At 66.3% G+C, this 22,611-nt stretch carries 24 protein-coding genes and 1 pseudogene; 14 read left to right on the top strand and 11 right to left on the bottom strand.

What is annotated here, in order from left to right:
* Positions 1–61: 61 nt before the first annotated feature.
* Both rpmF and M5C96_RS05975 read right to left on the bottom strand, forming a co-directional pair.
* Positions 62–244 carry a 50S ribosomal protein L32 gene (gene rpmF, locus M5C96_RS05980; RefSeq protein WP_092744121.1) on the bottom strand — a complete coding sequence of 61 codons (183 nt, stop codon included), beginning with the start codon at positions 242–244 and terminating at the stop codon, positions 62–64.
* Positions 245–342: 98 nt separating this feature from the next.
* On the bottom strand, positions 343–894 hold the full coding sequence (locus M5C96_RS05975) for a YceD family protein (RefSeq protein WP_272567859.1): 552 nt from the start codon (positions 892–894) through the stop codon (positions 343–345).
* Positions 895–919: 25 nt separating this feature from the next.
* Between M5C96_RS05975 and M5C96_RS05970 the strand changes: the two genes are divergently transcribed.
* Together M5C96_RS05970 and M5C96_RS05965 are read left to right on the top strand one after the other, a co-directional pair.
* Positions 920–1,519 (top strand): Maf family nucleotide pyrophosphatase, encoded by a 600-nt coding sequence (locus M5C96_RS05970; protein WP_272567857.1) that lies wholly within the window; start codon positions 920–922, stop codon positions 1,517–1,519.
* Positions 1,516–2,295, top strand: coding sequence for an SAM-dependent methyltransferase (locus M5C96_RS05965; RefSeq protein WP_272567855.1), 780 nt, complete (start codon positions 1,516–1,518; stop codon positions 2,293–2,295). The genes M5C96_RS05970 and M5C96_RS05965 overlap by 4 nt, the downstream gene beginning before the upstream one ends.
* Before the next feature lie 93 nt (positions 2,296–2,388).
* Here the strand turns inward: M5C96_RS05965 and M5C96_RS05960 are convergent, their stop codons facing one another.
* From M5C96_RS05960 to M5C96_RS05940, 5 genes are all read right to left on the bottom strand, one after another.
* A complete protein-coding gene (locus M5C96_RS05960; protein WP_272567854.1) occupies positions 2,389–3,426 on the bottom strand; it encodes a S49 family peptidase in 1,038 nt (345 codons plus the stop codon).
* A gap of 3 nt (positions 3,427–3,429) precedes the next feature.
* The gene (locus M5C96_RS05955) at positions 3,430–3,804 is read right to left on the bottom strand and encodes a Rieske (2Fe-2S) protein (RefSeq protein WP_272567853.1); all 375 of its coding nucleotides are present in this window, start codon (positions 3,802–3,804) and stop codon (positions 3,430–3,432) included.
* 41 nt (positions 3,805–3,845) lie between these two features.
* Positions 3,846–4,514, bottom strand: coding sequence for an HAD family hydrolase (locus M5C96_RS05950; protein ID WP_272567852.1), 669 nt, complete (start codon positions 4,512–4,514; stop codon positions 3,846–3,848).
* A 5-nt stretch (positions 4,515–4,519) separates the two neighbouring features.
* The gene (locus M5C96_RS05945) at positions 4,520–5,533 is read right to left on the bottom strand and encodes an RluA family pseudouridine synthase (RefSeq protein WP_272567850.1); all 1,014 of its coding nucleotides are present in this window, start codon (positions 5,531–5,533) and stop codon (positions 4,520–4,522) included.
* Positions 5,534–5,940: 407 nt separating this feature from the next.
* Complete coding sequence (locus M5C96_RS05940) at positions 5,941–6,129, bottom strand: hypothetical protein (RefSeq protein WP_272567848.1); 189 nt, start codon at positions 6,127–6,129, stop codon at positions 5,941–5,943.
* On the opposite strand from M5C96_RS05940, the gene M5C96_RS05935 reads away from it, so the two are divergent.
* The 4 genes from M5C96_RS05935 to queF all read left to right on the top strand — a co-directional run bounded on the left by M5C96_RS05935 (position 6,113) and on the right by queF (position 12,145).
* Positions 6,113–9,352 (top strand): Rne/Rng family ribonuclease, encoded by a 3,240-nt coding sequence (locus tag M5C96_RS05935; RefSeq protein WP_272567846.1) that lies wholly within the window; start codon positions 6,113–6,115, stop codon positions 9,350–9,352. The two genes, M5C96_RS05940 and M5C96_RS05935, sit on opposite strands and share 17 nt — an antisense overlap.
* 114 nt (positions 9,353–9,466) lie before the next feature.
* Positions 9,467–10,243, top strand: coding sequence for a peroxide stress protein YaaA (gene yaaA, locus M5C96_RS05930; RefSeq protein WP_272567843.1), 777 nt, complete (start codon positions 9,467–9,469; stop codon positions 10,241–10,243).
* Between the two features lie 86 nt (positions 10,244–10,329).
* On the top strand, positions 10,330–11,226 hold the full coding sequence (locus M5C96_RS05925; RefSeq protein WP_272567842.1) for a 2OG-Fe(II) oxygenase: 897 nt from the start codon (positions 10,330–10,332) through the stop codon (positions 11,224–11,226).
* Between the two features lie 73 nt (positions 11,227–11,299).
* A complete protein-coding gene (gene queF / locus M5C96_RS05920; RefSeq protein ID WP_272567840.1) occupies positions 11,300–12,145 on the top strand; it encodes an NADPH-dependent 7-cyano-7-deazaguanine reductase QueF in 846 nt (281 codons plus the stop codon).
* Positions 12,146–12,190: 45 nt separating this feature from the next.
* Here the strand turns inward: queF and M5C96_RS05915 are convergent, their stop codons facing one another.
* Complete coding sequence (locus M5C96_RS05915; RefSeq protein ID WP_272567838.1) at positions 12,191–13,045, bottom strand: SirB1 family protein; 855 nt, start codon at positions 13,043–13,045, stop codon at positions 12,191–12,193.
* A 73-nt stretch (positions 13,046–13,118) separates the two neighbouring features.
* Positions 13,119–14,684, bottom strand: a complete 1,566-nt coding sequence (gene murJ, locus M5C96_RS05910; protein WP_272567837.1) for a murein biosynthesis integral membrane protein MurJ — start codon at positions 14,682–14,684, stop codon at positions 13,119–13,121.
* Positions 14,685–14,864: 180 nt separating this feature from the next.
* Here murJ and rpsT point away from each other — a divergent pair, with 180 nt between their 5' ends.
* Positions 14,865–15,164, top strand: a complete 300-nt coding sequence (rpsT, locus tag M5C96_RS05905; RefSeq protein ID WP_272551520.1) for a 30S ribosomal protein S20 — start codon at positions 14,865–14,867, stop codon at positions 15,162–15,164.
* 197 nt (positions 15,165–15,361) lie between these two features.
* Here the strand turns inward: rpsT and M5C96_RS05900 are convergent, their stop codons facing one another.
* Positions 15,362–15,631 (bottom strand): hypothetical protein, encoded by a 270-nt coding sequence (locus tag M5C96_RS05900; protein ID WP_272569877.1) that lies wholly within the window; start codon positions 15,629–15,631, stop codon positions 15,362–15,364.
* Between M5C96_RS05900 and mqo the strand changes: the two are divergent.
* Positions 15,513–17,184 (top strand): annotated as a pseudogene (gene mqo / locus M5C96_RS05895) (malate dehydrogenase (quinone)). The gene M5C96_RS05900 and the pseudogene mqo sit on opposite strands and share 119 nt — an antisense overlap.
* 252 nt (positions 17,185–17,436) lie before the next feature.
* On the opposite strand, the gene M5C96_RS05890 reads toward mqo, so the two are convergent.
* A complete protein-coding gene (locus tag M5C96_RS05890) occupies positions 17,437–17,769 on the bottom strand; it encodes a DUF3579 domain-containing protein (protein ID WP_272567835.1) in 333 nt (110 codons plus the stop codon).
* Between the two features lie 254 nt (positions 17,770–18,023).
* Between M5C96_RS05890 and M5C96_RS05885 the strand changes: the two genes are divergently transcribed.
* The 6 genes from M5C96_RS05885 (at position 18,024) to M5C96_RS05860 (ending at position 22,604) form a co-directional block, all read left to right on the top strand.
* Positions 18,024–19,220: an aspartate aminotransferase family protein gene (locus M5C96_RS05885; RefSeq protein WP_272567833.1), complete on the top strand. Its 1,197-nt coding sequence runs from the start codon at positions 18,024–18,026 to the stop codon at positions 19,218–19,220.
* A 10-nt stretch (positions 19,221–19,230) separates the two neighbouring features.
* Positions 19,231–20,154 carry an ornithine carbamoyltransferase gene (argF, locus tag M5C96_RS05880; RefSeq protein WP_272567832.1) on the top strand — a complete coding sequence of 308 codons (924 nt, stop codon included), beginning with the start codon at positions 19,231–19,233 and terminating at the stop codon, positions 20,152–20,154.
* Positions 20,155–20,197: 43 nt separating this feature from the next.
* A complete protein-coding gene (locus tag M5C96_RS05875; protein WP_272567830.1) occupies positions 20,198–20,869 on the top strand; it encodes an HD domain-containing protein in 672 nt (223 codons plus the stop codon).
* A 110-nt stretch (positions 20,870–20,979) separates the two neighbouring features.
* A complete protein-coding gene (locus tag M5C96_RS05870; protein ID WP_272567829.1) occupies positions 20,980–21,630 on the top strand; it encodes a peptidoglycan recognition protein family protein in 651 nt (216 codons plus the stop codon).
* Positions 21,627–22,088 (top strand): hypothetical protein, encoded by a 462-nt coding sequence (locus tag M5C96_RS05865; RefSeq protein ID WP_272567826.1) that lies wholly within the window; start codon positions 21,627–21,629, stop codon positions 22,086–22,088. The genes M5C96_RS05870 and M5C96_RS05865 overlap by 4 nt, the downstream gene beginning before the upstream one ends.
* 90 nt (positions 22,089–22,178) lie before the next feature.
* A complete protein-coding gene (locus M5C96_RS05860; protein ID WP_272567825.1) occupies positions 22,179–22,604 on the top strand; it encodes a DUF4087 domain-containing protein in 426 nt (141 codons plus the stop codon).
* Positions 22,605–22,611: the final 7 nt, after the last annotated feature.

Raw genomic sequence — 22,611 nt, 5'->3', positions numbered from 1 at the left:
GAACAAAACAAAGGCCCGCGCTACCAATTTCGTAGCAGCGGGCCTTGGCGCGCGAGTTAAATCAGGCTTCAGACTTGTTCTTCAGCACTTGGCGGCCACGGTAAAAACCGTTGGGGCTGATGTGGTGGCGCAGATGGGCTTCGCCGGTGGTGGGCTCGACAGCCGTGCCAGGCACGTTGAGAGCATTGTGCGAACGGTGCATGCCGCGCTTGGAAGGGGATTTTTTGTTTTGCTGAACAGCCATGGTGGCTCCTGAGTCTTGAAGGGTTGGTAAAAACGCGATCAGCCCATAAAGACACGAGGGGATTCGCGCGAAGCCCTCGATTATAGCCCAAACGGTTTTCAGTCTTCCGCTTTGTCTTTTCGCAAGGCGGCCAGTGCCGCGAAAGGGTTGGGCTTTTGCGCGCTGGCCTCTTCGAAATCCTCGTCGCTGGACTCCATCGGCACGGGGGCCGGGCATTCGTCGTGCCGCGGTACCAGGGGCAATGCCATGAGCAACTCGTCTTCGATCAATTCCCGCAGATTGAACTCGCGGCTCAAGGCCAGCAGGTCTTCATCGCTCTCGTCGTCCAGCGCTTCCGCCGTGGCCTCATCCGCCACGAAGCGGAACTCACGCTGCACCTGAAGCGGCACATCCACCGATCCGAGGCAGCGCTGGCACGTCATGGGAAGCGCTGCGTTCACCGTGAGCCGCAGCCAGATCTGTCCGCCGATGCCATGCGTGCTGCGCACTTCGCCGTCGACCTGCCAATCCACCATGAGATCGGGGTGCAGGCCTTTAGCCTCCTGGGCCAGGCGTTCGTACTTCAAAAGGGAGTCATGGCCGGACAGGTGACCGCCCGCCTGCGCGAAGGCTTTGACATCGAGGCGCTGAGGGGAGAATTCCTTGGTCATGGCGGCAGTGTAAGAGAATCAGCGCATGCCTCAATCCCCTTCCCTGCCCCGCCGTCTGGTGCTGGGCTCGACCTCCCGTTATCGGGCCGAACTGCTCTCCCGCCTGCGCCTGCCTTTCGATGTCGCAGCGCCCGATGTCGACGAAACGCCCCACGCCGGCGAGGCGCCCAGCACCCTCGCCTTGCGGTTGGCCATGGCCAAGGCCCGCGCCGTCTCTGCAGCCCACCCTGACGCCGTGGTGATCGGCTCCGATCAAGTAGCGGATCTCTTGGGACAACCGCTGGGCAAGCCCGGCACGCACGAGAAAGCGGTTGCCCAACTGCAACAGATGCGTGGCCACAGCGTCGTGTTCCAGACCGCGGTGGCGGTTGTCTGCGCCGCCGCGGGGTTTGAAAAGGTGGAGTTGGCCCCGGTGGAGGTTCGCTTCCGCGACCTGTCCGATGCGGAGATCGAGCGCTACCTGCGCGCCGAGCAACCGTACGACTGCGCCGGCAGTGCCAAAAGCGAAGGATTGGGCATCAGCCTGCTCGACAGCATCCAAAGCGATGACCCGACAGCGCTGATCGGCCTGCCGCTGATCCGCACCTGCCGCATGTTGCGCGCTGCTGGAATGGAACTGCCATGACAGCCGCATCGACCGGCACGCTCTACCTGGTGCCCGCGCCGCTCGACTTCGGCTGCGACACCCAAGCCCCCCTGGACCAATCCCTGCCTGCCGCGACATTGCAGGCGGCGTCGCAAATCACCCACTGGATCTGCGAGAACGCCAAGAGCACCCGCGCCTACCTCAAGCGCGTCGATGTGCTGTTCCCCCTGAAGCTGCCACTGCAGTCGCAGCAGATCGACGAGTTGCCGCGCGAAGTGCACAAGAAAGGCGACCATGGTGCAGACGGCCATGTGACCTTTGATGCCCGCACGTTGCTGACGCCCGCTTTGGCGGGCAACGACATGGGCCTGGTGAGCGAGGCGGGCATGCCTGCAGTGGCGGACCCTGGCAGCTCGGTGGTGCGTGCCGCACACGATTGCGGGCTGAGGGTGGTGCCACTGGTGGGCCCCGTGTCGCTCTTGTTGGCGCTGGCGTCGAGCGGTCTCAATGGACAGGGTTTTTCTTTTGCAGGCTATCTGCCGCAGGATTCGGCCCAGCGCACCCAGCGCATCCGCGAACTGGAGGCCCTGGCGCTCAAGCAAGGGCAAACGCAACTGTTCATCGAGACCCCGTACCGCAACGCCGCGCTGTGGCAGGCCCTGGTGCAAACCTTGCAGCCCAATACCCGGCTGGCGATTGCCAGCGGGCTCACACTGCCGCAGGCGCGCACGGCAAGCCGGCTCGTGCGCCAATGGCGACAGCAAATTGAAGTGCCCGATAACCGGATACCGGCCGTCTTTGCCATCGGGCGTTAGGCCCGATCAACAGATCTCAGGGATTCCAACCGCTGATCCGGACCACCGGGCACCGAGCCCGGGCCGGCGGCAGCCCCCCCGGATGGCGAGCCCTCAGCGGATGGCCGGTGCGCCCTTGATGGCCTGCACGGCCGTCTGGCCCATGGCAGCGCCGAATTTTTTGACCAGCCGCTCGGCGACGTTGTCGCGGCGGGTGTAGTCGATGATGTCTTCCGCCTTGACGACCTCGCGTGCCACATAGTCGAGGTTGCCCAGGTGGTCGGCCAACCCCATCTCCACCGCCTGCTGGCCGGTCCAGAACAGACCGCTGAAGGTGTCCGCCGTGGGCTTGAGCCGATCGCCGCGCCCTTCCTTGACCACATGAATGAACTGCTGGTGGATCTGGTCCAGCATGGCCTGCGCATAGGCACGCTGCTTTTCGGTCTGCGGGCTGAACGGGTCGAGGAAGCCCTTGTTCTCGCCCGCCGTCAGCAGGCGACGCTCCACGCCCAGCTTTTCCATCGTGCCGGTGAAGCCGAAGCCATCCATCAGCACGCCGATGCTGCCGACGATGCTGGCCTTGTCCACGTAGATCTCGTCGGCGGCGGCGGCGATGTAATAGGCGGCCGATGCGCAGGTTTCCTCCACCACGGCATAGACGGGCTTGTTGTACTTGGCCTTCAGGCGAATGATCTCGTCATTGATGATGCCGGCCTGCACCGGGCTGCCGCCCGGCGAGTTGATGAGCAGCACCACGGCCTGCGATCCGGAGTCTTCGAAGGCACTGCGCATGGCCGCCACCACGAACTCGGCGCTGGCTTCGGCCCCCGCGGCGATCTCACCCTTGATGTCAACCACCGCCGTGTGGGGCGTGCTCTTGCTCGTGCTGGTAGCGTCGCGCGCCAGCAACACCCAGGCCACGGCAATCAGGAAGACCAGCCACGCCAACCGGGTAAAAATGCGCCAGCGGCGTGCGGAGCGCTGCTCGGACAAGGTCGCGAACACCAGCTTTTCCAACACGTCACGCTCCCAGCCTGGCGCTTTCGCAGGGTCTTTTGCTTCTTTTTCAGTAGCATTCTGCGCCCACAGGTCGGGCGCTGGCGGGGGGGTCTGCCCAGAACCAGAGGGTTCGGGCCGGGTCGGTTCGGTCATTTGTCAGAATTCGACAGGTTGCAAGTGGGAGTCAGTATGCCAGCGCACTACGCCCTGGCCTTCGGAGAGTTGGATCTTCACCAGGCCACCGCGGCACGGGCCACCTGCGCAGGCGCCTGTGTCGGGCCGATAGGCGGCGCCGTGCGTGGCGCACAGCAGCCACTGGCCGGTGTCGTCGAAGAAACGGTCCGGCTGGTAATCCATCTCCATCGGCACGTGCGTGCACCGGTTCAGATAGGCACGGGGCCAGCTTTCGAAGCGCACGGCAAAGGCGCGGCAGGCCTGGCCGGCATACAGGACGTCGAAGGCAACGGCCTGTCCCCCGTCCACCAGATCAGCGCTGGGGCAAAGGTCGATGGGTTGCGAGGAAGAGGCCATGGCAATTACCGGCGATGGGCTGTAGCGTGCAGCGGCCAGCGTCAGGCGTGCCGCAAAAGCCAGGTGTGCAGTTCCGGCACGGAATGCATCACGGCCAGGGGTTGGAGACTTTCGAACTCACCGGGCTCGTGCGCTCCGTAGCTCACCCCTACACTGGAGCACCCGGCCGACAGGGCCATCTGCAGATCGTGGGTGGTGTCGCCAATCATCAACACGCGCTCCGGCGCCACATCGAACTCGGCCATCAACTCCTGGAGCATGAGCGGGTGTGGCTTGCCGGCGGTTTCGTCGGCCGTGCGGGAACCATCGAACATGCCCCGCAGCGCCACCGTGTGCAGCACCTCGTCCAGGCCGCGCCGGCTCTTGCCGGTCGCCACCGCCAGCAAGTGGCCTCGGGCGCGCAGGTCTTCCAGCATGGGCAACACGCCGGAAAACAGGCTCAGATCGTCCTGGTGCTTGAGGTAGTGATAACGGTAGCGGTTGCCCAGTTCGGCGTGTTTTTCCGGTGGCACATCGGGTGCGGCGTGGGTCAGCGCCTGCATGAGGCCCATGCCGATCACCCAGGCTGCGGCCTGATCGGTCGGCACCGTGCCACCGACGTCGCGTACGGAGTCCTGAATGCAGCGCACGATGATGGCGGTGGAGTCGTAGAGGGTGCCGTCCCAATCGAAAGCGATGAGGTCGAAGCGGCGGCGTGGGGTCGTGGGCATGGTGTTCAGGCAGTGGCGGCGGTGAATTGCGCCAGGTCGGGCGGCAACTCTGCGCGCAGTTCGATACGCTCGCCGAGGGAGGGATGGGAGAACTGTAACCGCCACGCATGCAGGAACATGCGCTTGAGGCCGTGCTTGTGCAGCCGCTTGTTGAGTTCGAAGTCGCCGTATTTGTCGTCGCCCGCGATCGCATGGCCCTGGCTGGCCAGGTGCACGCGGATCTGGTGGGTGCGACCGGTCTTGATGGTGACTTCCAGCAGGCTCATGGCCGGTAGCCCCTCGGCCGCGCGCGCCGGCAGGTGGCTGCGCACTTTCACGAGGGTGATGGAGCGCATGCCGTCCGGGTCCTCCGGCGTGGTCACCCGAACCCGCCGCTCACCATCGGCCTGCAGGTACTTGTGCAAGGGCGTGTCGATCACTTTCTTGTTGGCGGCCCAGGTGCCGGGCACCAGGGCCAGGTAGGTCTTGCCGGTCTCCCGCTCCCGGAACTGGTCCTGCAGGTGCGTGAGCGCGGAACGCTTCTTGGCCACGAGGAGGATGCCCGAGGTTTCCCGGTCCAGCCGGTGCACGAGTTCCAGGAACTTCGCCTGGGGACGGGCCTGCCGCAACTGCTCGATGACGCCGAAGCTCACGCCGCTGCCGCCATGCACCGCCACGCCCGCGGGCTTGTCGATGGCGATCAGGTGGTCGTCCTCCAGCAGGATGGGGAATTCGCGGGCCGGCGCCGGGCGCTCGGCCTTCTCGGCCACCTTGTCCGAGATGCGCACGGGCGGCAGGCGCACCTGATCGCCCGTGGCGACCCGGGTGTCCGCGCTGGCACGGCCCTTGTTGATGCGCACTTCGCCGCTGCGAATGATGCGGTACACGTGCGTTTTGGGGACGCCCTTCAGATGGCGTATCAGAAAGTTATCGAGCCTTTGGCCGGCAGAGTCCTCGTCGACTTCGACGATGCGGGCTGCAGCGGGGGCGGGGTTTGGGGCACGGTCCGTCGCCGGTTTGCCCCCTATAATGTGTTTCACCTGCGCGATGTTCTGTAAGTGGTTGATTTGTCTGGAGTTTAGTCCACGCAACCTTGCAAGCCGCGCAGGCAGGTCGATGCCAACGGGTGTCGTGTGCGCAGATTGCAGGCCAGATGCCTGTGGTGGCTCCCACGCCGCGCGGCCGGCTGACAAATTGAAACACCGAAACCGGAATCCCCAGTCCGCAGGCCGCCCAACAGGCAGGTTCTGCGGGCGGATCAAAGCGAAAACATGTGGGCATTGTTGGCATGGATTGTGACCCTTTGGCGAAGGCGCCTGCCTTCGGCATGGGCTCCGCAATCGCCGGCATCGCCCGTGCAGCCCGCGCCATCAGCCAAGTCTTTCATGGCAACGCTGCACACATTTCCCCTCGCCCCCATCCACGCGCCCCCGCCACGACTGCGAAGCTAGTGCTTCGCAGCCGCGTGGCTTTGCGGCAATTCCCTTCGTTTCAACGCGTCGGCCCTGGCATCCATGGCTCCTGAAGAGCCTGTGTCATTGGTTTGAATGGTCGGGACGCGCGCCGATGCAGCTTTTTCGCTGCGCGCCGCCCGGCCGACAACGAAAAGGAATCCCATCATGAAGCGGATGCTCATCAACGCCACGCAGCCCGAAGAACGCCGCCTGGCCATCGTCGACGGCCAGAAGCTGCTGGACTACGAAATCGAGATCGAAGGGCGCGAGCAGCGCAAGGGCAACATCTACAAGGCCGTCGTCACCCGCGTCGAGCCCTCGCTGGAAGCCTGCTTCGTCGACTACGGCGAAGACCGCCACGGCTTCCTGCCCTTCAAGGAAATCTCCCGCCAGTACTTCGCCGAAGGCGTTTCGGTCAGCCAGGCGCGCATCAACGACGTGATCCGCGAAGGCCAGGAACTGCTGGTGCAGGTCGAGAAGGAAGAGCGCGGCAACAAGGGCGCAGCCCTGACCACCTTCGTGTCGCTGGCCGGCCGCTATGTGGTGCTGATGCCCAACAACCCGCGCGGTGGCGGCGTGTCGCGTCGCATCGAGGGCGAAGACCGGGCCGAGCTCAAGGAGGCGATGGACCAGCTCGAATACCCCAAGGGCATGAGCATCATCGCGCGCACCGCCGGCATCGGCCGCACGGCGCCCGAACTGCAGTGGGACCTGAACTACCTGCTCAAGCTCTGGACCGCCATCGACGGCGCGGCCAAGGGGGGCAAGGGCGCCTTCCTGATCTACCAGGAGTCGAGCCTGGTGATCCGCGCGATCCGTGACTATTTCAACGGCGATATCGGCGACATCCTCATCGACACGGACGACATCTACGAGCAGGCGCACCAGTTCATGGCGCACGTTATGCCCGAGCATGCCGGCAAGGTCAAGCGCTACCGCGACGACGCCGCGCTGTTCAGCCGCTTCCAGATCGAGCACCAGATCGAGTCGGCCTACGCCCGCACCGTGACCCTGCCCTCCGGCGGCGCCATCGTGATCGACCACACCGAAGCGCTGGTGAGCGTGGACGTGAACTCCGCCCGCGCCATCAAGGGCGGCGACATCGAGGAAACCGCCACCCGCACCAATCTGGAAGCCGCCGACGAAGTGGCCCGCCAGATGCGCCTGCGCGACCTGGGCGGCCTGATCGTGATCGACTTCATCGACATGGAAGAGTCGAAGAACCGCCGCGAAGTGGAAAACCGCTTGCGCGACGCCCTGCGCCAGGACCGCGCCCGCGTGCAGTTCGGCACGATCAGCAAGTTCGGCCTGATGGAGATGAGCCGCCAGCGCCTCAAGCCCGCGCTGAGCGAAGGCTCCTCCATCCCCTGCCCCCGTTGCGGCGGCTCGGGCCACATCCGCGACACCGAATCGTCGGCGCTGCAGATCCTGCGGATCATCCAGGAAGAGTCCATGAAGGACAACACGGCCGCCGTGCACTGCCAGGTGCCGGTGGAAGTGGCCTCGTTCCTGCTCAACGAAAAGCGCCCCGAGATCGCCAAGATCGAACTCAAGCAGCGCGTGACCGTGCTGATGGTGCCCAACAAGACCCTGGAGACGCCGAACTACAAGCTCGAGCGCCTCAAGCACGACGACCCGCGCCTGGATCACATCGACGCCAGCTACAAGCTCGTCGAGGAAGTGGAAGACCCCACCGCCGTCACGCGCCGCTCGCAGGAGCCCACCAACAAGCAGACCCCAGTGATCAAGGGCGTGCTGCCCGACGCGCCGGCGCCGATCGCCGAGCCCCGTCCGGAAGGCGCGGCCCGCAACCCGTCGCACAGCCGGCCCGCGGCAGCGGCCGCCGCTGCGGCTGCGGCGGCCACCCCGGCTCCGGCACCCGCGCCGGCCGTGGCGCCCGCGCCCCAGGAGCAAGGGTTCTTCGCATGGCTCAAGAGCCTGTTCGGTTTCGGCGAGCCCCCACGCGCCCCGGCGCCTGTGGCCGCGCCGGCACCGGCCCCGGTGGCCGAACCCGCACGGGAAGGCCGGCGTGAAGGCCGTGGCGGCGAACGCGGCCGCCGCGGTGAGCGCAACGGCAGCGACCGCAATGGCTCGCGCGACGGCCAACGGGAAGGCAATGGCGAAGGCCGTGGCCGCCGCGATGGCCGTGACGGCCGCGCGGAGCGCCCGGAGGGCGAAGCACCACGCAACGGGAACGGCAACGGCCGCGGCCCCCGCGACGGTGAAGCACGTGGTGGCCGGGAAGGCCGCGAGGGCCGTCCGGAAGGCGAACCCCGCAATGGCGGGCGCGAGCCCCGTGAAGGCCGCGAACCCCGCGAGGGCCGTGAACCCCGCGAGCCACGCGAAGGCCGCGGCCGCGGTCGGGACGGCGAGCCCCGCCAGGCCCCGCTGAACGCCGAAACCGGCGCAGCGCTGCCAGCGACCGCTTCCGTCACCCTGGACGGTGCCGGCGAACCCGTGGAAGCCGCACGCAGCGAGCGCGGCCCCCGCCGCGAACGCGGCGAGCGCGGTGGCCGCGGCGAGCGTGGCGGGCGTGGTGAACGCGCTCCCCGCGTCGACGAGGCCACCGGCGCAGGCCAGGGCCCCGTGGCGGACTTCGTGGACACGTCCCCCATGGCGTCCCTGCCCGACCTGGACCTGACCGGCAACGACGCCGCCCCGGCCGCACCCGCCGCCGGAGGCGATGAGCGCCGTGAACGCCGGTCGCGCGACCGTTACGGCCGTGATCGCCGCGAGCGCGGCGAGCGGGCTCCGCGTGAAAACGGTGCGGAGCAGGAGCAGCCTGCCGGCAACCTGATGGACTTCGATGTCAGCGCGACGGCCCCTGCCGACAGCGCGTCCGCCGAAGCCTCGCAGGAACCCGCACGCCGCAGCTACTTCAACGCGTCCGCTGCCGCCGCGCCGCAGGCCCACGAGCCCGTCGCCGCACCAGCCACCGATGCGCCCTTGGAATCGGCGGTGCCCCGCGCGCCTGCCGTGGAGCCGGTGGCCCCTGCGCCGGTGGCCCCGCGTCCTGTGTCGGCACCCGCTCCGGTAGCGGCCCCGGTCGCGCCGGTGGCGCCAACGCCCGTGCCGGCCCCCGTGCTGCAGCCTGCTGCCGCCGCTCCAGCCCAAGCCGCAGCCCCTGCCCAGCCCAATGGCGCCATGCCACGGGTCCAGGCATTCACCCTGCCGGTGGACGAGCTGAACCAGGTCGCCCAGACCTCGGGCCTGCAGTGGGTCAATTCCGATGCGGAGAAGATCGCCGCCGCGCAGGCCGCCATCGCGGCCGAACCGCGCCCGGTCCACGTGCCGCGCGAACGCCCCCCGGTGGTGGCGATCGATGAAGGCCCGCTGGTGCTGGTGGAAACGCGCCGCGACCTGCGCGACCTGACGCTGCCGTTCGAGCAGCCGCCCGCCGCCTGATGCGGCGCCGCCGGCCCGCGGTGCAACGCCCGGGCCGGTTGTCGTCTTTGCCGGAAAGCCCGCTGCCGGGCTTTCCGCTTCCCCCTCCGAGGTCACCGGACCATCGCGACTCCCATGCTGTTCCTGCTGTCTCCCGCCAAATCCCTGGACTACGACACGCCCCTGCCCGAAGGCGTCGGGCACACGCTGCCGCAGTTCGTCCCCCAGTCCACCCGGCTCATCGAAGTGCTGCGGCAGAAGTCGCCGCAGGACGTTGCCGCCCTGATGGGCATCAGCGACCCGCTGGCCGCGCTCAACGTGGCGCGGTATGCCGCATGGCGGCCGAAGTTCACCGCGGCCAATGCGCGCCAGGCCGTGCTGGCCTTCAACGGCGATGTGTACGAAGGCCTGCAGGCCCGCTCGCTCACGCTGGATGAGCTGGACTGGGCTCAGCGCCATGTCGCCATTCTGAGCGGCCTGTACGGCGTGCTGCGCCCGCTGGACCGCATGCAGCCCTACCGCCTGGAAATGGGCACCCGGCTCGCCACCGATGCGGGCGCCAACCTGTACCAGTTCTGGGGCGCGTCGATTGCGGAGCACCTCAACCGGCAACTGGCGGCCGACGCCACGCCGGTGGTCGTCAACCTGGCGTCACAGGAATACTTCAAGTCGGTGGACCGCAAGGTGCTGAAGGCGCGCGTCATCGAGTGCGTGTTCGAGGACTGGAAAGGCGGGGCCTACAAGGTCATCAGCTTCCACGCCAAGCGGGCGCGCGGGCTCATGGCACGCCATGCCATCCGGCACCAGGTGGCCACACCGCGCCAGCTCGAGGGTTTTGACCTGGAAGGCTATGCTTTCGCCAGTGCCGCCTCCACGCCGGAGCGGCTCGTGTTCCGCCGCAAGGCCGCCTGAGGGCGGATAGCCCCGCACCTCCCGGCCCCGACGATCGACTGGATTCCTCTTCCCGAAACGCCAACGCCACTGACGCCCACCACGCCATGCCCGCACGTTCCCGCCAGACCACCTCCTCCGCCCCGGCCGATGCCCCGTCCCAATCCGTGACGCCGGAACTGCGCGAATGGATCATCGCGCAGGCCCAGGCCGGTTTTCAGGCGCCGGTGGTGCTCCAGTCCATGCTCGACGCAGGCTGGCGGGAGGACGTGGCCGCGCACGCCATGGAGCATGTGCTTCGCGACCACCTGGAAGCGCTGGCGGTGCAGCAGGGGCAGCCTCCTGCCTCGCGCGTGCCCGAGCCGGCCGTGGGCGAATCGCCGCTCTTCATCGACGTGGGCGACCGCCAGGTCGAGGTGCTGATGTCCATGGCCAAGCCGCGCGTGGTGCTGTTCGGCAACCTGCTCTCGCCCGAGGAGTGCGAAGCGCTGGTGGCCGAAGCCGAGCCGCGCATGGCGCGCTCGCTCACCGTGGCCACGCGCACGGGCGGCGAAGAGGTGAACGACGACCGCACGAGCGACGGCATGTTCTTCCAGATCGGCGAGAACGCGGTGGTGCGCCTCCTGGAAGAGCGCATCGCCAAGCTGGTGAACTGGCCGCTGGAAAACGGCGAAGGCCTGCAGGTGCTGCACTACCGCCCGGGCGCGGAATACAAGCCCCACTACGACTACTTCGACCCTGCCGAGCCCGGCACGCCGACCATCCTGCGCCGCGGCGGGCAGCGGGTGGCCACGCTGGTGATCTACCTGAACAACCCGGACAAGGGCGGCGGCACCACCTTCCCCGACGTGCACCTGGAGATCGCGCCGCGCCAGGGCAACGCGGTGTTCTTCAGCTACGAACGCCCCCACCCGTCCACGCGCACGCTGCACGGCGGCGCGCCGGTGATCGCCGGCGAGAAGTGGATCGCCACCAAATGGCTGCGCGAACGCAAGTTCGAATGAAATCGGCTTGACGCCCTAGTTCTCATTGCCTCCATAGCTATTAAATCAATAGCAAACAGAAACACGGAGTTCCATGAACACCCCCGAACAATCGCAGCTGGGCCGTGCATCCGCCTATGCGGACCAGTACGACGCCGCCCTGCTCTTTCCGATCCCCCGGGCCGGCAAGCGGGCGGAGATCGGCATCGGCGACACGCCGCCCTTCTTCGGTGCCGACCTGTGGACGGCGTTCGAGCTGTCCTGGCTCAACCCGCGCGGCAAGCCGCAGGTGGCGATCGCCCATGTGACGGTGCCGTGCGAGACGCCGAACATCGTCGAGAGCAAGTCGTTCAAGCTCTACCTGAACAGCTTCAACAACACGCGCTTCACGGACGCCGCCGAGGTGCAGGCCCGCATCCGCGCCGACGTGAGCGAAGCCGTCTGGCGCGGGGCGCCCCACGCAGGCACGGTGGGCGTGAAGCTGCTGCAGCTCGAGCTGTTCGACCGCGAGCCCGTGCAGGAACTGGACGGCCTGCTGCTCGACCGCCTGGACGTGGAATGCACGCAGTACACGCCGGCCCCCGAGCTGCTGTCGGCCAACCATGCCGAGACGCCGGTGACCGAGGCGCTCACGAGCCACCTGCTGAAAAGCAACTGCCTGGTGACCGGCCAGCCGGACTGGGGCAGCGTGCGCATCCACTACAGCGGCCCGCAGATCGACCAGGCCGGGCTGCTGCAGTACCTGGTGAGCTTTCGCAACCACAACGAATTCCACGAGCAGTGCGTGGAGCGCATCTTCATGGACGTGTGGACGCGCTGCAAGCCGATCAAGCTGTCGGTGTATGCGCGCTACACGCGCCGCGGCGGGCTGGACATCAACCCGCTGCGCACCAGCCACCCGCAAGCCCTGCCACCCAACGTGCGCACGGCGCGCCAGTAAGAGCGCCCAGCGGAGCCCTTCCAGCGCCGCTGGCCGCACTGCGCCTCAGTTGCTGGCGCGGCGCAGCAGGCTCACGCGCTCGGCGATGGCGTCGATGTCGAGCCCGTCTTCCACGCGCGCCAGGTACGTCTCCAGGTCGGCCACGGCCAATGCCGTGTCACCCCGCTCCGCATGGGCCAGGCCCCGGTCCCGCCACTCGCCCCAGGCGTCGGGCAGCAGCACGATGAGCCGGTCCTGCACGGCCACCAGCCGCGCCCAGTCCTTTTGCGAGCGGTGGATCTCCTTGAGGTTGCGCAGCATGCGCGCGATCACGTCACGCGGCGGCGCCGCCTGCAGGTACAGGCCCAGCGGAATGTCGTAGTCGTCCACCAGGCCGCTGCTGCGGTGCCGGTAGGGTTCGAGCCGCTCGGACAGCTCTTCTCGCGACAGCGACTGGCCCGTGGTCGGGTCCATCACCACCTGCCCTTTGGGCAACAGCACCTTGATCATGAAGTGCCCGGGAAACGAGACGCCGCGCGCATGCAGGTCCAGCCCCTGGGCCAGTTCCATCCACACCAGCGCCAGCGAAATCGGAATGCCCCGCCGCGTGCGCAGCACGGCATTGAGGTAGCTGTTCTCGGGGTCGTAGTAATCGTTGACGTTGCCCGCGAAGCCCAGGTCGCCGAAGAAGAACTGGTTGAGCGAGCGCAGGCGCTGCAGCGACGACGCATCGGCGGGCAATCGCCGGCGCAGCCGGGCGAGCAGCTGATCCACGTCGCCGAGCAGTTGCTGCACGTCCAGCTCGGGGTACTCGTCCTGCGCGATGGACGCCGCCGCCTCCAGCAGGGGAAACTGGTCGTCGCTGCGCACCAGCGTGGCGAAGTACTCCAGCGAAGTGGGAAGGGAATAGCTCAGGGCCATTGGAGGGTTGTAAGGGGCGTGCCGGGCGGCGTCAAGCGGGGTTCCGAAGGGACGAAACCCGGCGCGAAGGCGGTCAGCGGCGCAGCAGTTCGCGCAGCTTGAGGCCCGCTGCCCAGAGCGCCCCGAAATACAGCAGTGCCGCGCCGCCCATCAGCAGGGCCAGGAGCCCGGCGCGCTGCCCCTCGTGCGCCCGCAGGGCCAGCCAGTCGAAATGGCGCGATCCCCACATCAGCAGCACCGCCAGCAGGGCGCTGGCGGCCACCACCTGCAGCGCCAGCCGGGCCCATCCGGGTTGGGGCTGGTAGGTGCCGCGCCGCAGCAGGCCGATCAGCAGCCACAACGCATTGATCAGCGCCCCGAGGCCAATAGACAGCGCAAGGCCCGCATGGTCGATCAGCGGCACCAGCGCGGCGTTCAAGAGCTGCGTGACCACCAGCACCACGATGGCGATGCGCACCGGCGTGCGGATGTCCTGGCTGGCGTAGTAGCCGGGCGCCAGCACCTTGATCGCCACCAGGCCCAGCAGCCCCGCACCGTAGCCGGCCAGGGCCAGGGCGATCTGGCCGACGTCGCTGTCCTGCAGCGCGCCATGGTGGAACAACGTGGCCACCAGAGGCTCGGCAAAGGTGAGCAGGCCCACCGCGCACGGCACGGACAGCACCACGACGATGCGCAGCCCCCAGTCGAGCATGGACGAGTAGCGGGCGGCATCGCCAGCCGCCTTGGCGGCCGCCAACTGCGGCGTCAGCACCACGCCCAGCGCCACGCCCAGCAGCGAGGTGGGGAACTCCATGAGCCGGTCGGCGTAGAACAGCCAGGTCACGCTGCCCGGCGCGAGGTACGAGGCGATCTGCGTGTTGATCATGAGCGAGATCTGCGCCACGCCCACGCCCAGCAACGCCGGGCCCATCAACGTGAGGATGCGGCGCACGCCCGGGTCGTGCCACGCCGTGCGAATGGCCCCGGGGGTGAGCCCGATGCGCGGCAGCAGGCCCAGCCGGAACAGCGCGGGCAGTTGCACCGCCAGTTGCGTGATGCCGCCCAGCATCACGCCGCCGGCCATGGCATAGATGGGCTCGATGCCGCGGGCAGCCAGCTGCGGCGCGCCCAGCCAGGCGGCGGCGATCATGCAGACGTTGAGCAGCACCGGCGTGGCCGCCGGCACGGCAAAGCGCTTCCAGGTGTTGAGCACGCCGGCCGAGAGCGCCACCAGCGACATGAAGCCGATGTAAGGGAACATCCAGCGCGTCATGACCACGGCGGCATCGAACCCGCCGGCGCTCTGGCGCAGGCCGCTGGCGAGCAGCCACACCAGCAGCGGCGCCCCCAGCACGCCCAGCACGCAGGTCAGCAGCAGCACCCAGAACAGCACCGTCGCCACGCTGGCGATGAGCCGGCGCGTGGCCTCGTCGCCGTGCTGGGCCTTGTGCGCCGCGAGCACGGGCACGAAGGCCTGGCTGAAGGCCCCTTCGGCGAACAGCCGGCGAAACAGGTTGGGAATGCGGAAAGCGACGTTGAAGGCATCGGTGAGCGCATTGGCCCCGAACAGCGAGGCCATCAGCAGATCGCGCACCAGGCCCGTCACGCGGGAGGCCAGGGTCAGCAGGGAAACGGTGGAGGCGGCTTTGAACAGGGACACGGCCGCGAGTGTATGCGCTGCGCCGCGGCCGGCACCGGTCCGCGGAATGCCTGCCCCTCGGACCTCACCGAAGGGAGCCGCCTGCCTGCGTCGAAGCGACCCTGCGGCCCCGCCCAAGTCGCTGGGCTATAATCGCGGGCTTTGCTGACATCATCCTCAGACACTTAAGGAAAATTTACCATGGCATCTGCCAAGCCCAAGAAAAAGAACCCCCGTCTCGCCTCCGGCCGCAAGCGCGTCCGCCAGGACGTCAAGCTGAACGCCGCGAACACCTCGCTGCGCTCCAAGTACCGTACCGCGGTCAAGAATGTCGAGAAGGCCGTCCTGGCCGGCGACAAGACCAAGGCCACCGAACTGTTTGCGAAGATGCAAGCCGTCGTCGACACCATCGCCGACAAGGGCATCTTCCACAAGAACAAGGCCGCTCGCGACAAGAGCCGCCTGTCCGCCAAGGTGAAAACCCTGGCCCTGGCCGCCTGACCTTTCAGGCAAACAGCCCGGACGGCCCTGCCGTCCGCCGTTTGTAACGGGTGCGCTGTCAGCAAAACGAAAGAACCGCCTTCGGGCGGTTTTTTTGTGCCCAAAACACGGCCAACCCAATATCCATGTGGGTTTGCGGCTGGTGAGCCTGATTCTCATCGGCCGATTTCGTGAAACTTTGATGTTTGTCAGGGTATTTACTTAATGGGACAATTCCCGATGTCAGGGAGCTTCAATTTTTGATACGCGTGAAAGCCTGCCGAGTCCGCGCAGGCTTTTTCAATTGCAATCAGTCCAACCAAATCTATGAGAAAGTCGATCAAAGCATTGTTCGGCGCCGTTGTGGTGCTGATCCTTGCGGCCGTACTGTTCCTGTACTGGCCGCTCTTTCCCCGCTCCGTTCCTCCTGCCGAGAACGACCAGCCCGTCGACGTCGTGATGGTGGGCGCGGGCTTGATGAGCGCCACGCTCGCCACCTACCTACCTGCAGGAGCTGCAGCCGGACTGGAAGATCGAGGTGTTCGAGCGCCTGGACGGCGTGGCGCTGGAAAGCTCCAATGGCTGGAACAACGCGGGCACGGGCCACTCGGGCTTCGCGGAACTGAACTACACGCCCGAGCTGCCCGATGGCACGATCGAGACCAAGCGCGCCGTCGGCATCGCCGAGCAGTTTGAGGTGTCGCGCCAATTCTGGGCGCACCAGATCGGCTGCGGCAACATGCAGTCGCCCGAAACCTTCGTGAACCCGACGCCGCACATGAGCTTCGTCTGGGGTGACGAAAACATCGAATACCTGCGCAAGCGCCGCGAGGCTCTGATCAAGAACCCCCTGTTCTACGGCATGGAGTACTCGGAAGACCAGGCGCAGATCCAGAAGTGGGCGCCCCTGATGATCGAAGGGCGCGACCCCAAGCAGAAGGTGGCCGCCACCTTCATGCCCCTGGGCACCGACGTCAACTACGGCGCCGTGACCAGCCAGCTGGTCCAGGGCCTGCGCAAGAGCCCCAACTTCCAGCTGCACCTGCAAAACGAAGTGCGCGCGCTGCGCCAGAACGACGACAAGACCTGGAACGTGACCGTGGCCCACCTGGGCGACGGCGGCAAAGAACGGACCGTCAAGGCCAAGTTCGTCTTCGTGGGTGCCGGCGGCGCCGCGCTGCAGTTGCTGCAGGCCTCGGGCATTCCCGAATCGAAGGACTATGCGGGCTTTCCAGTCGGCGGCCAGTTCCTGTCCATCGAGAACGCCGCCCTGACCGCCCGCCACACGGTGAAGGCCTACGGCAAGGCCGCCACGGGTTCGCCCCCGATGTCGGTGCCCCACCTCGACGCCCGCAACATGGACGGCCAGCCCGTCGTGCTGTTCGGACCGTTCGCGCTGGCCACCAGCAAGTTCCTCAAGCAGGGCTCCTGGTTCGACCTGTTTTCGTCCGTCACGCACGACAACCTGGTGGGCATGCTGCGCGTGGGCATCCACAACCTGGACCTGGTCAAATACCTGCTGCAACAGGCCGAACTGACCGACGACGACCGCCAGCGCGCGCTGCAGGATTACTTCCCGAACGCCAAGCGCGAAGACTGGAAGCTCATCACCGCGGGCCAGCGCGTTCAGGTCATCAAGCGCGACCCCAAGGAAGGCGCGGTGCTGCAGTTCGGCACCGAGATCGTGTCCGACAAGGACGGCACCATCGCCGCCCTGATGGGCGCATCGCCCGGTGCCTCCACCGCCCCGCACATCATGCTGAACCTGATGGCCAAGGCCTTCCCCCAGCAGATGACGGACACCGGCTGGAAGGCGCGCCTGAAGGAGATCATTCCTTCCTACGGCCGCAAGCTCAATGAAGACCCGGCCCTGACCAACGAGATCCGCCGCATGACCAGCAGCGCCCTGCACCTGCCCTACCTGGACGTGCCGGCCACTCTGGGCAAGACGGCGGCAACGCCGGCCGGCGCAGCGCCCGCGCAGCCCAAGGCGCCGGAGGCCGCAGGCCCCAAGACGAACAAGGAAATGCAGGCGCTCTGACGCCGGCGCCCCACCTGCGCGGCCGCGGCCGCGCCTGATCGCCCCGCTACTGCGACGCCGCAGTGCGGGGCTTTTTCATGGCGGCGCAGATCATCTGCGGTGGGTCGGCTCGGATTGGGTCGGGCCTCGAAATCGCGGATCGGGAGGCGCTCGCCAGCCCGTCTTCCGACGCCCATGAAAAAAGCCCCCGAAGGGGCTTTGGCCATTCATTCGTTCGCGCCGCCAGCGCCAAAGCGCTGCGACATGGCGCCCTCAGCCTTTGCGGGCGGTGTCAGGCGCCTGGTCGGGCAGAAGGCAGGCCTCGGCCACCTGCAACTGGTTGTCGCGCGCGAAGTTCATGACGAAATCCCAGGCCATGGGTTCGTGGCCCTGCAGGTCGCGGTGCACGATCACGCACTTGATGCCATTGAGCGTGGTGGGCACGCACCAGGGCGAATAGCTCAGGTGGCTACCGGGGCGGGCGCCACCGGGGCGGAACTGGCTCATCACCCCCGCCAGGCGCTCCGCCCAATCGCTGGGGCGGAAGGTTTTCCCGTCAAGGGTGATGCCCTGGATGAAAACTTCTTTGGAGGTGGGGGAAACCATCAGGATCGGGGGTCGTTGGGGGGAAGTCGCCGCAGGATCGCCGCATGGCGCGCCACAGGCCGGCATTCTAACTCTTATATAAGAGCTAACCCATCCAAAGACCCCTGGATCGGCGCTGGACGGCGCATGGCTGTGATGCGCAATCGTCAACAGCCATGCAAAGCCCTGCCCCTAGAATCGTGCTTCGTTTTGCCGGCCACGAGCCGGCTCAGCCCCCTCCCCCTTTCGCACTGCCCTTCTCTGGAGATTTCCGCATGACCGCTTCCGCCCCGGCCGCCTCGCCCCACGTGATGAACACCTACGGCCGCCTGCCGATCGCGCTGGAACGTGGCCAGGGCGTGCGCGTATGGGATGTGGACGGCAAGCAATATATCGACGCGCTCGGCGGCATCGCGGTCAACACGGTGGGCCACAACCACCCCAAGCTGGTGCCCGCGCTGCAGGAGCAGATCGCCAAGCTGATCCACAGCTCCAACTACTACCACGTGCCCCTGCAGGAGCAACTGGCCGCCCAACTGGTCGAGCGCTCGGGCATGACCAACGTCTTCTTCTGCAACTCGGGGCTCGAAGCCAACGAAGCCGCGCTGAAGCTGGCCCGCAAGTTCGGCCACGACAAGGGCATCGACAAGCCTGTGGTCGTGGTCTACGAAAAAGCCTTCCACGGCCGCTCGATCGCCACGCTGTCGGCCACCGGCAACCCCAAGGTGCAGGCCGGGTTCGGCCCGCTGGTGGAGGGCTTCATCCGCGTGCCGATGAACGACATCGACGCCATCCGGCAAGCCACCGAAGGCAACCCGAACGTGGTGGCCGTGTTCTTCGAGACCATCCAGGGCGAAGGCGGCGTGAACCCCATGCGCATCGACTACCTGCAGCAGTTGCGCAAGCTCTGCGACGAGCGCGACTGGCTCATGATGATCGACGAGGTGCAGTGCGGCATGGGCCGCACCGGCAAGTGGTTCGCGCACCAGTGGGCCGGCATCGTGCCGGACGTGATGCCCCTGGCCAAGGGCCTGGGCTCGGGCGTGCCGATCGGCGCCGTCGTGGCCGGCCCCAAGGCCGCGAATATCTTCGCACCCGGCAACCACGGCACCACCTTCGGCGGCAACCCGCTGGCCATGCGTGCCGGCGTGGAAACCATCCGCATCATGGAAGAGGACGGCCTGCTGCAGAACGCCGCCGTCGTGGGCGCGCACCTGAAGGCCGCGCTGGAGCGCGAGCTGGGCGGCCTGCCCGGCGTGAAGGAAATCCGCGGCCAGGGCCTGATGCTCGGCGTGGAACTGACCAAGCCCTGCGGCGCGCTCATGGGCCGCGCGATGGAAGCCGGCCTGCTGCTGTCCGTGACGGCCGACACCGTGATCCGCATGGTGCCGTCGCTCATCCTCACCCAGGCCGAGGCCGACGAAATCGTGGCCCTGCTGGTTCCCCTGGTCAAGGCGCTGCTCGCCGAATGAACGTTCCGTTATGAAGCATTACCTGCAATTCAACGATCTCACCGCCGACGAGTACGCCTACCTGTTCAGCCGCGCGGCCGTCATCAAGGGCAAGTTCAAGAGCTACGAGAAGCACCACCCGCTGACCGACCGCACACTGGCCATGATCTTCGAGAAGGCCAGCACGCGCACCCGCGTGAGCTTTGAGGCCGGCATGTACCAGCTGGGCGGCAGCGTGGTGCACCTGACCACCGGCGACAGCCAGCTGGGCCGCGCCGAGCCCATCGAGGACAGCGCGAAGGTCATCAGCCGCATGGTGGACTTGGTGATGATCCGCACCTACGAGCAGACCAAGATCGAGGCCTTCGCCGCCCACTCCCGCGTGCCGGTCATCAACGGGCTGACGAACGAGTTCCACCCTTGCCAGATCCTCGCGGACATCTTCACGTACATCGAGCACCGCGGCACCATCCGGGGCAAGACCGTGGCCTGGGTGGGCGATGGCAACAACATGGCCAACACTTGGCTGCAGGCGGCCGAGCTGCTGGGCTTCACCGTCCACGTGAGCACACCGCGCGGCTACGAAATCAATGAGAAATTGGCCCTCGGCGCAAATGGTTCTAGGGCAGATAGCTATAAATTTTATAGCAACCCGCTCGAAGCCTGTGCCGGCGCCGACCTGGTGACCACCGACGTGTGGACCAGCATGGGCTACGAGGCCGAGAACGAAGAGCGCAAGAAGGCCTTTGCCGACTGGTGCGTCGATGCCGAAATGATGGCGGCGGCCAAGCCAGACGCCCTGTTCATGCACTGCCTGCCCGCCCACCGTGGCGAGGAAGTCGAGGCCGACGTGATCGACGGCCCGCAGTCCGTGGTGTGGGACGAGGCCGAAAACCGCATGCATGCGCAGAAGGCACTCATGGAATACCTGCTGCTCGGCCGCATCACCAGCTGATCGCCGAAATCGCCACGCCCTCCTCCGCCCCAGCCGCTGCCGCATGAAGTCCAGCCAAGGTGAACTGCTGGCGCGCTGGGAGGCCCTGGGCACCGCGCTGGAGCGTGCCGGCCCCGCATGGACCGCCGAGTGCCGACGCCTGCTGCGCCACTGGAGCCGCTGGCCCCGCGCCTACCACGACACCCGCCACCTGCACGCCTGCCTCCTGCACCTGGAGGCCATGCAGGCCGCCCAACCGACGGCCCTGCAGCAGCCGCACGCGGTCGAACTGGCCCTGTGGTTCCACGACGCGATCTACTGGCCCTGGAGCGGGCACAACGAAGAACGCAGCGCGCAATGGGCGCGTCGGTTCCTGCTGTCCCAGCGGTTGCCCGAGGGCCTGGTGCAGACGGTGGAGCGCCACATCATGGACACGCGCCACACCCCCGATGCGCCACTGGAGGGCGACGCGTGCTGGGTAGTGGACATCGATCTCGCCGTGCTGGGCGCCCCGCCCGAGGTGTATGGCGAATTCGAGCGCAACGTGCGGCGCGAATACCGGTTCGTGCGCTGGCCGCGCTACGTGGCGGGGCGCACCGCGGTGCTGCGGTCGTTCATGGATCGGCCACACGTCTACGCGACCCCCTGGTTCAGGGCGCAACGCGAAGCACAGGCACGTGCCAATCTCCAGCAGGCCGTTGCGGCGCTCGGGCGGGATGTGCTGTTCGGCGAATGATTTGTGTGACGCGAGTCCGTTTGCTTACGCTTACACATTGAGTCCAAATCTGGCGTCGCAAATCAGAATGAAGTCCTTGCAGTTCCACTACCATTCCGCCAGGAGGAAACATGCTCAATATCGATGCTCAAGGGATGGTCAGCGGAAACTCGAAAATCAAGGCACGCAGGTTCTCATCGATCGAACGATCAGAAATGAACAAGGTCTCTGGAATCATCGTCCATCAAACAGGATCCCCAACAGAGAACTCGACGTTCAATAGTTATCGAAGCGCCAACGCAAACGGTGCGCACTTTTTGATAAGCAAAGAGGGATCCATTTATCAGACGGCCTCGATTCTTCGTCGAACAAACCACGTAGGTCCGCTGAAAGCGCGCTGCTTGGCCGAACTCCGATGCAGTCCTGCCGAGATCGCCCAATACAAAAAAGCCAGTCCAACCACTATGCACAAAGCGGAAATGACCAAAGTGGTTCCAGGACGCTATCCGTCCAACGCAGACAGCATCGGTATTGAAATCGTAGGCATGGCTTCACTGCCGCCTGGAATCAAAATGCCTGCAGGATTGAGCACGGAGCAACAGCGCGCGTTTTTAGGAAACAACGCGGTTTATGAGGCGCTGACCAACCACCAGCAGGTCGCCCTTCAATACCTGATCGATGCGCTTTCCGAAACACTGCACATCTCGAAAGCCGAGGTGCATCGTCATCCTGAGGTGAGCCGGAAAAATGCTACGGAAGCTGCCACGGCGACATGGCAATGACCATCAAGCACTTCCTTGCTTCTGCCCTTTTTGCAGGCGCAGGCATCGCTTCGTTCGCCTCCCCCACGAGCGATTTCGACAAGACGCTCCAGCCCAAGAAATACCGTCTCGGCCCGATCAAGTCAGTCGTGGTGCAGGACCGCACTGCCAAGGGTTTCGGCGCGGAGGCCGACTGCGGACACCTGGCGATCGACGAGAAAAGGGTGCGCTTCTTTTTGGCGAATGCCCGGTTCCGCAGCGAGTATCAATACAGCCAGGAACTGCAGACCGGCGATTGCAACGCACAGGCCAGGGTGCTATTCCAGGATGGCCGAACCGCCAAAGTCTCCATCGACAACTGGACGGGGTGGGGCGCGATCACGGCCCGGGGAACGACCTACTTTCTGCGGTGCGAAGCCTGCACCGACATCCTGGAAAGCAGCTTTCCATTCGATGCCCGCAAGCCGGCCCGGCCCTGAGTCGGTCTGGAGGTCTAACGCACCAAAGCATTCCTTCGAATGGCTTGCCAGAAAAGCGCATCGGACCGGGGCTGCCATCACCATCACACCATGACCATTTGCCTGCCGAAACGCTTGCATCACGCAAAAATCGCAGCCTTCATTTCGATGCCTGCATTGGCGATTGCCTGCAACGTTGCAACCGCAGCGCCACAGGCCACGGCCACCCGCTGTGGTTGGTTCGATCAGCCGACACCCGGAAATGCAACGCTCATGGACAAAGCGGGGGAATGGACGGTGGGAATGCAGGGCGGCTACCAAGCCGAAGGTGACTGGCCCGTTTTTCCCCAAAACAGGTGGGTGGCAACCGGATCGGGCAGCGCAGGATACGGTTGCGCTTGCCTCGACAGCAGCACGCGCGCCGATACGAAGGAAGTGACCCGAATCGTATCGTGGCGTGCGTTGCCCCTGGAGACCTGCCGACGCGACAAGGCACTGATGGGAAAGGAGCCGGAAAACCCTCTGCGCCAGCCATGAAATATGG

Source organism: Acidovorax sp. GBBC 1281, assembly GCF_028473645.1.
Classification (GTDB): domain Bacteria; phylum Pseudomonadota; class Gammaproteobacteria; order Burkholderiales; family Burkholderiaceae_C; genus Paracidovorax.
The sequence above is the reverse complement of the archived record's forward strand: the minus strand, read 5'-3'. Positions and strand labels throughout refer to the sequence as shown.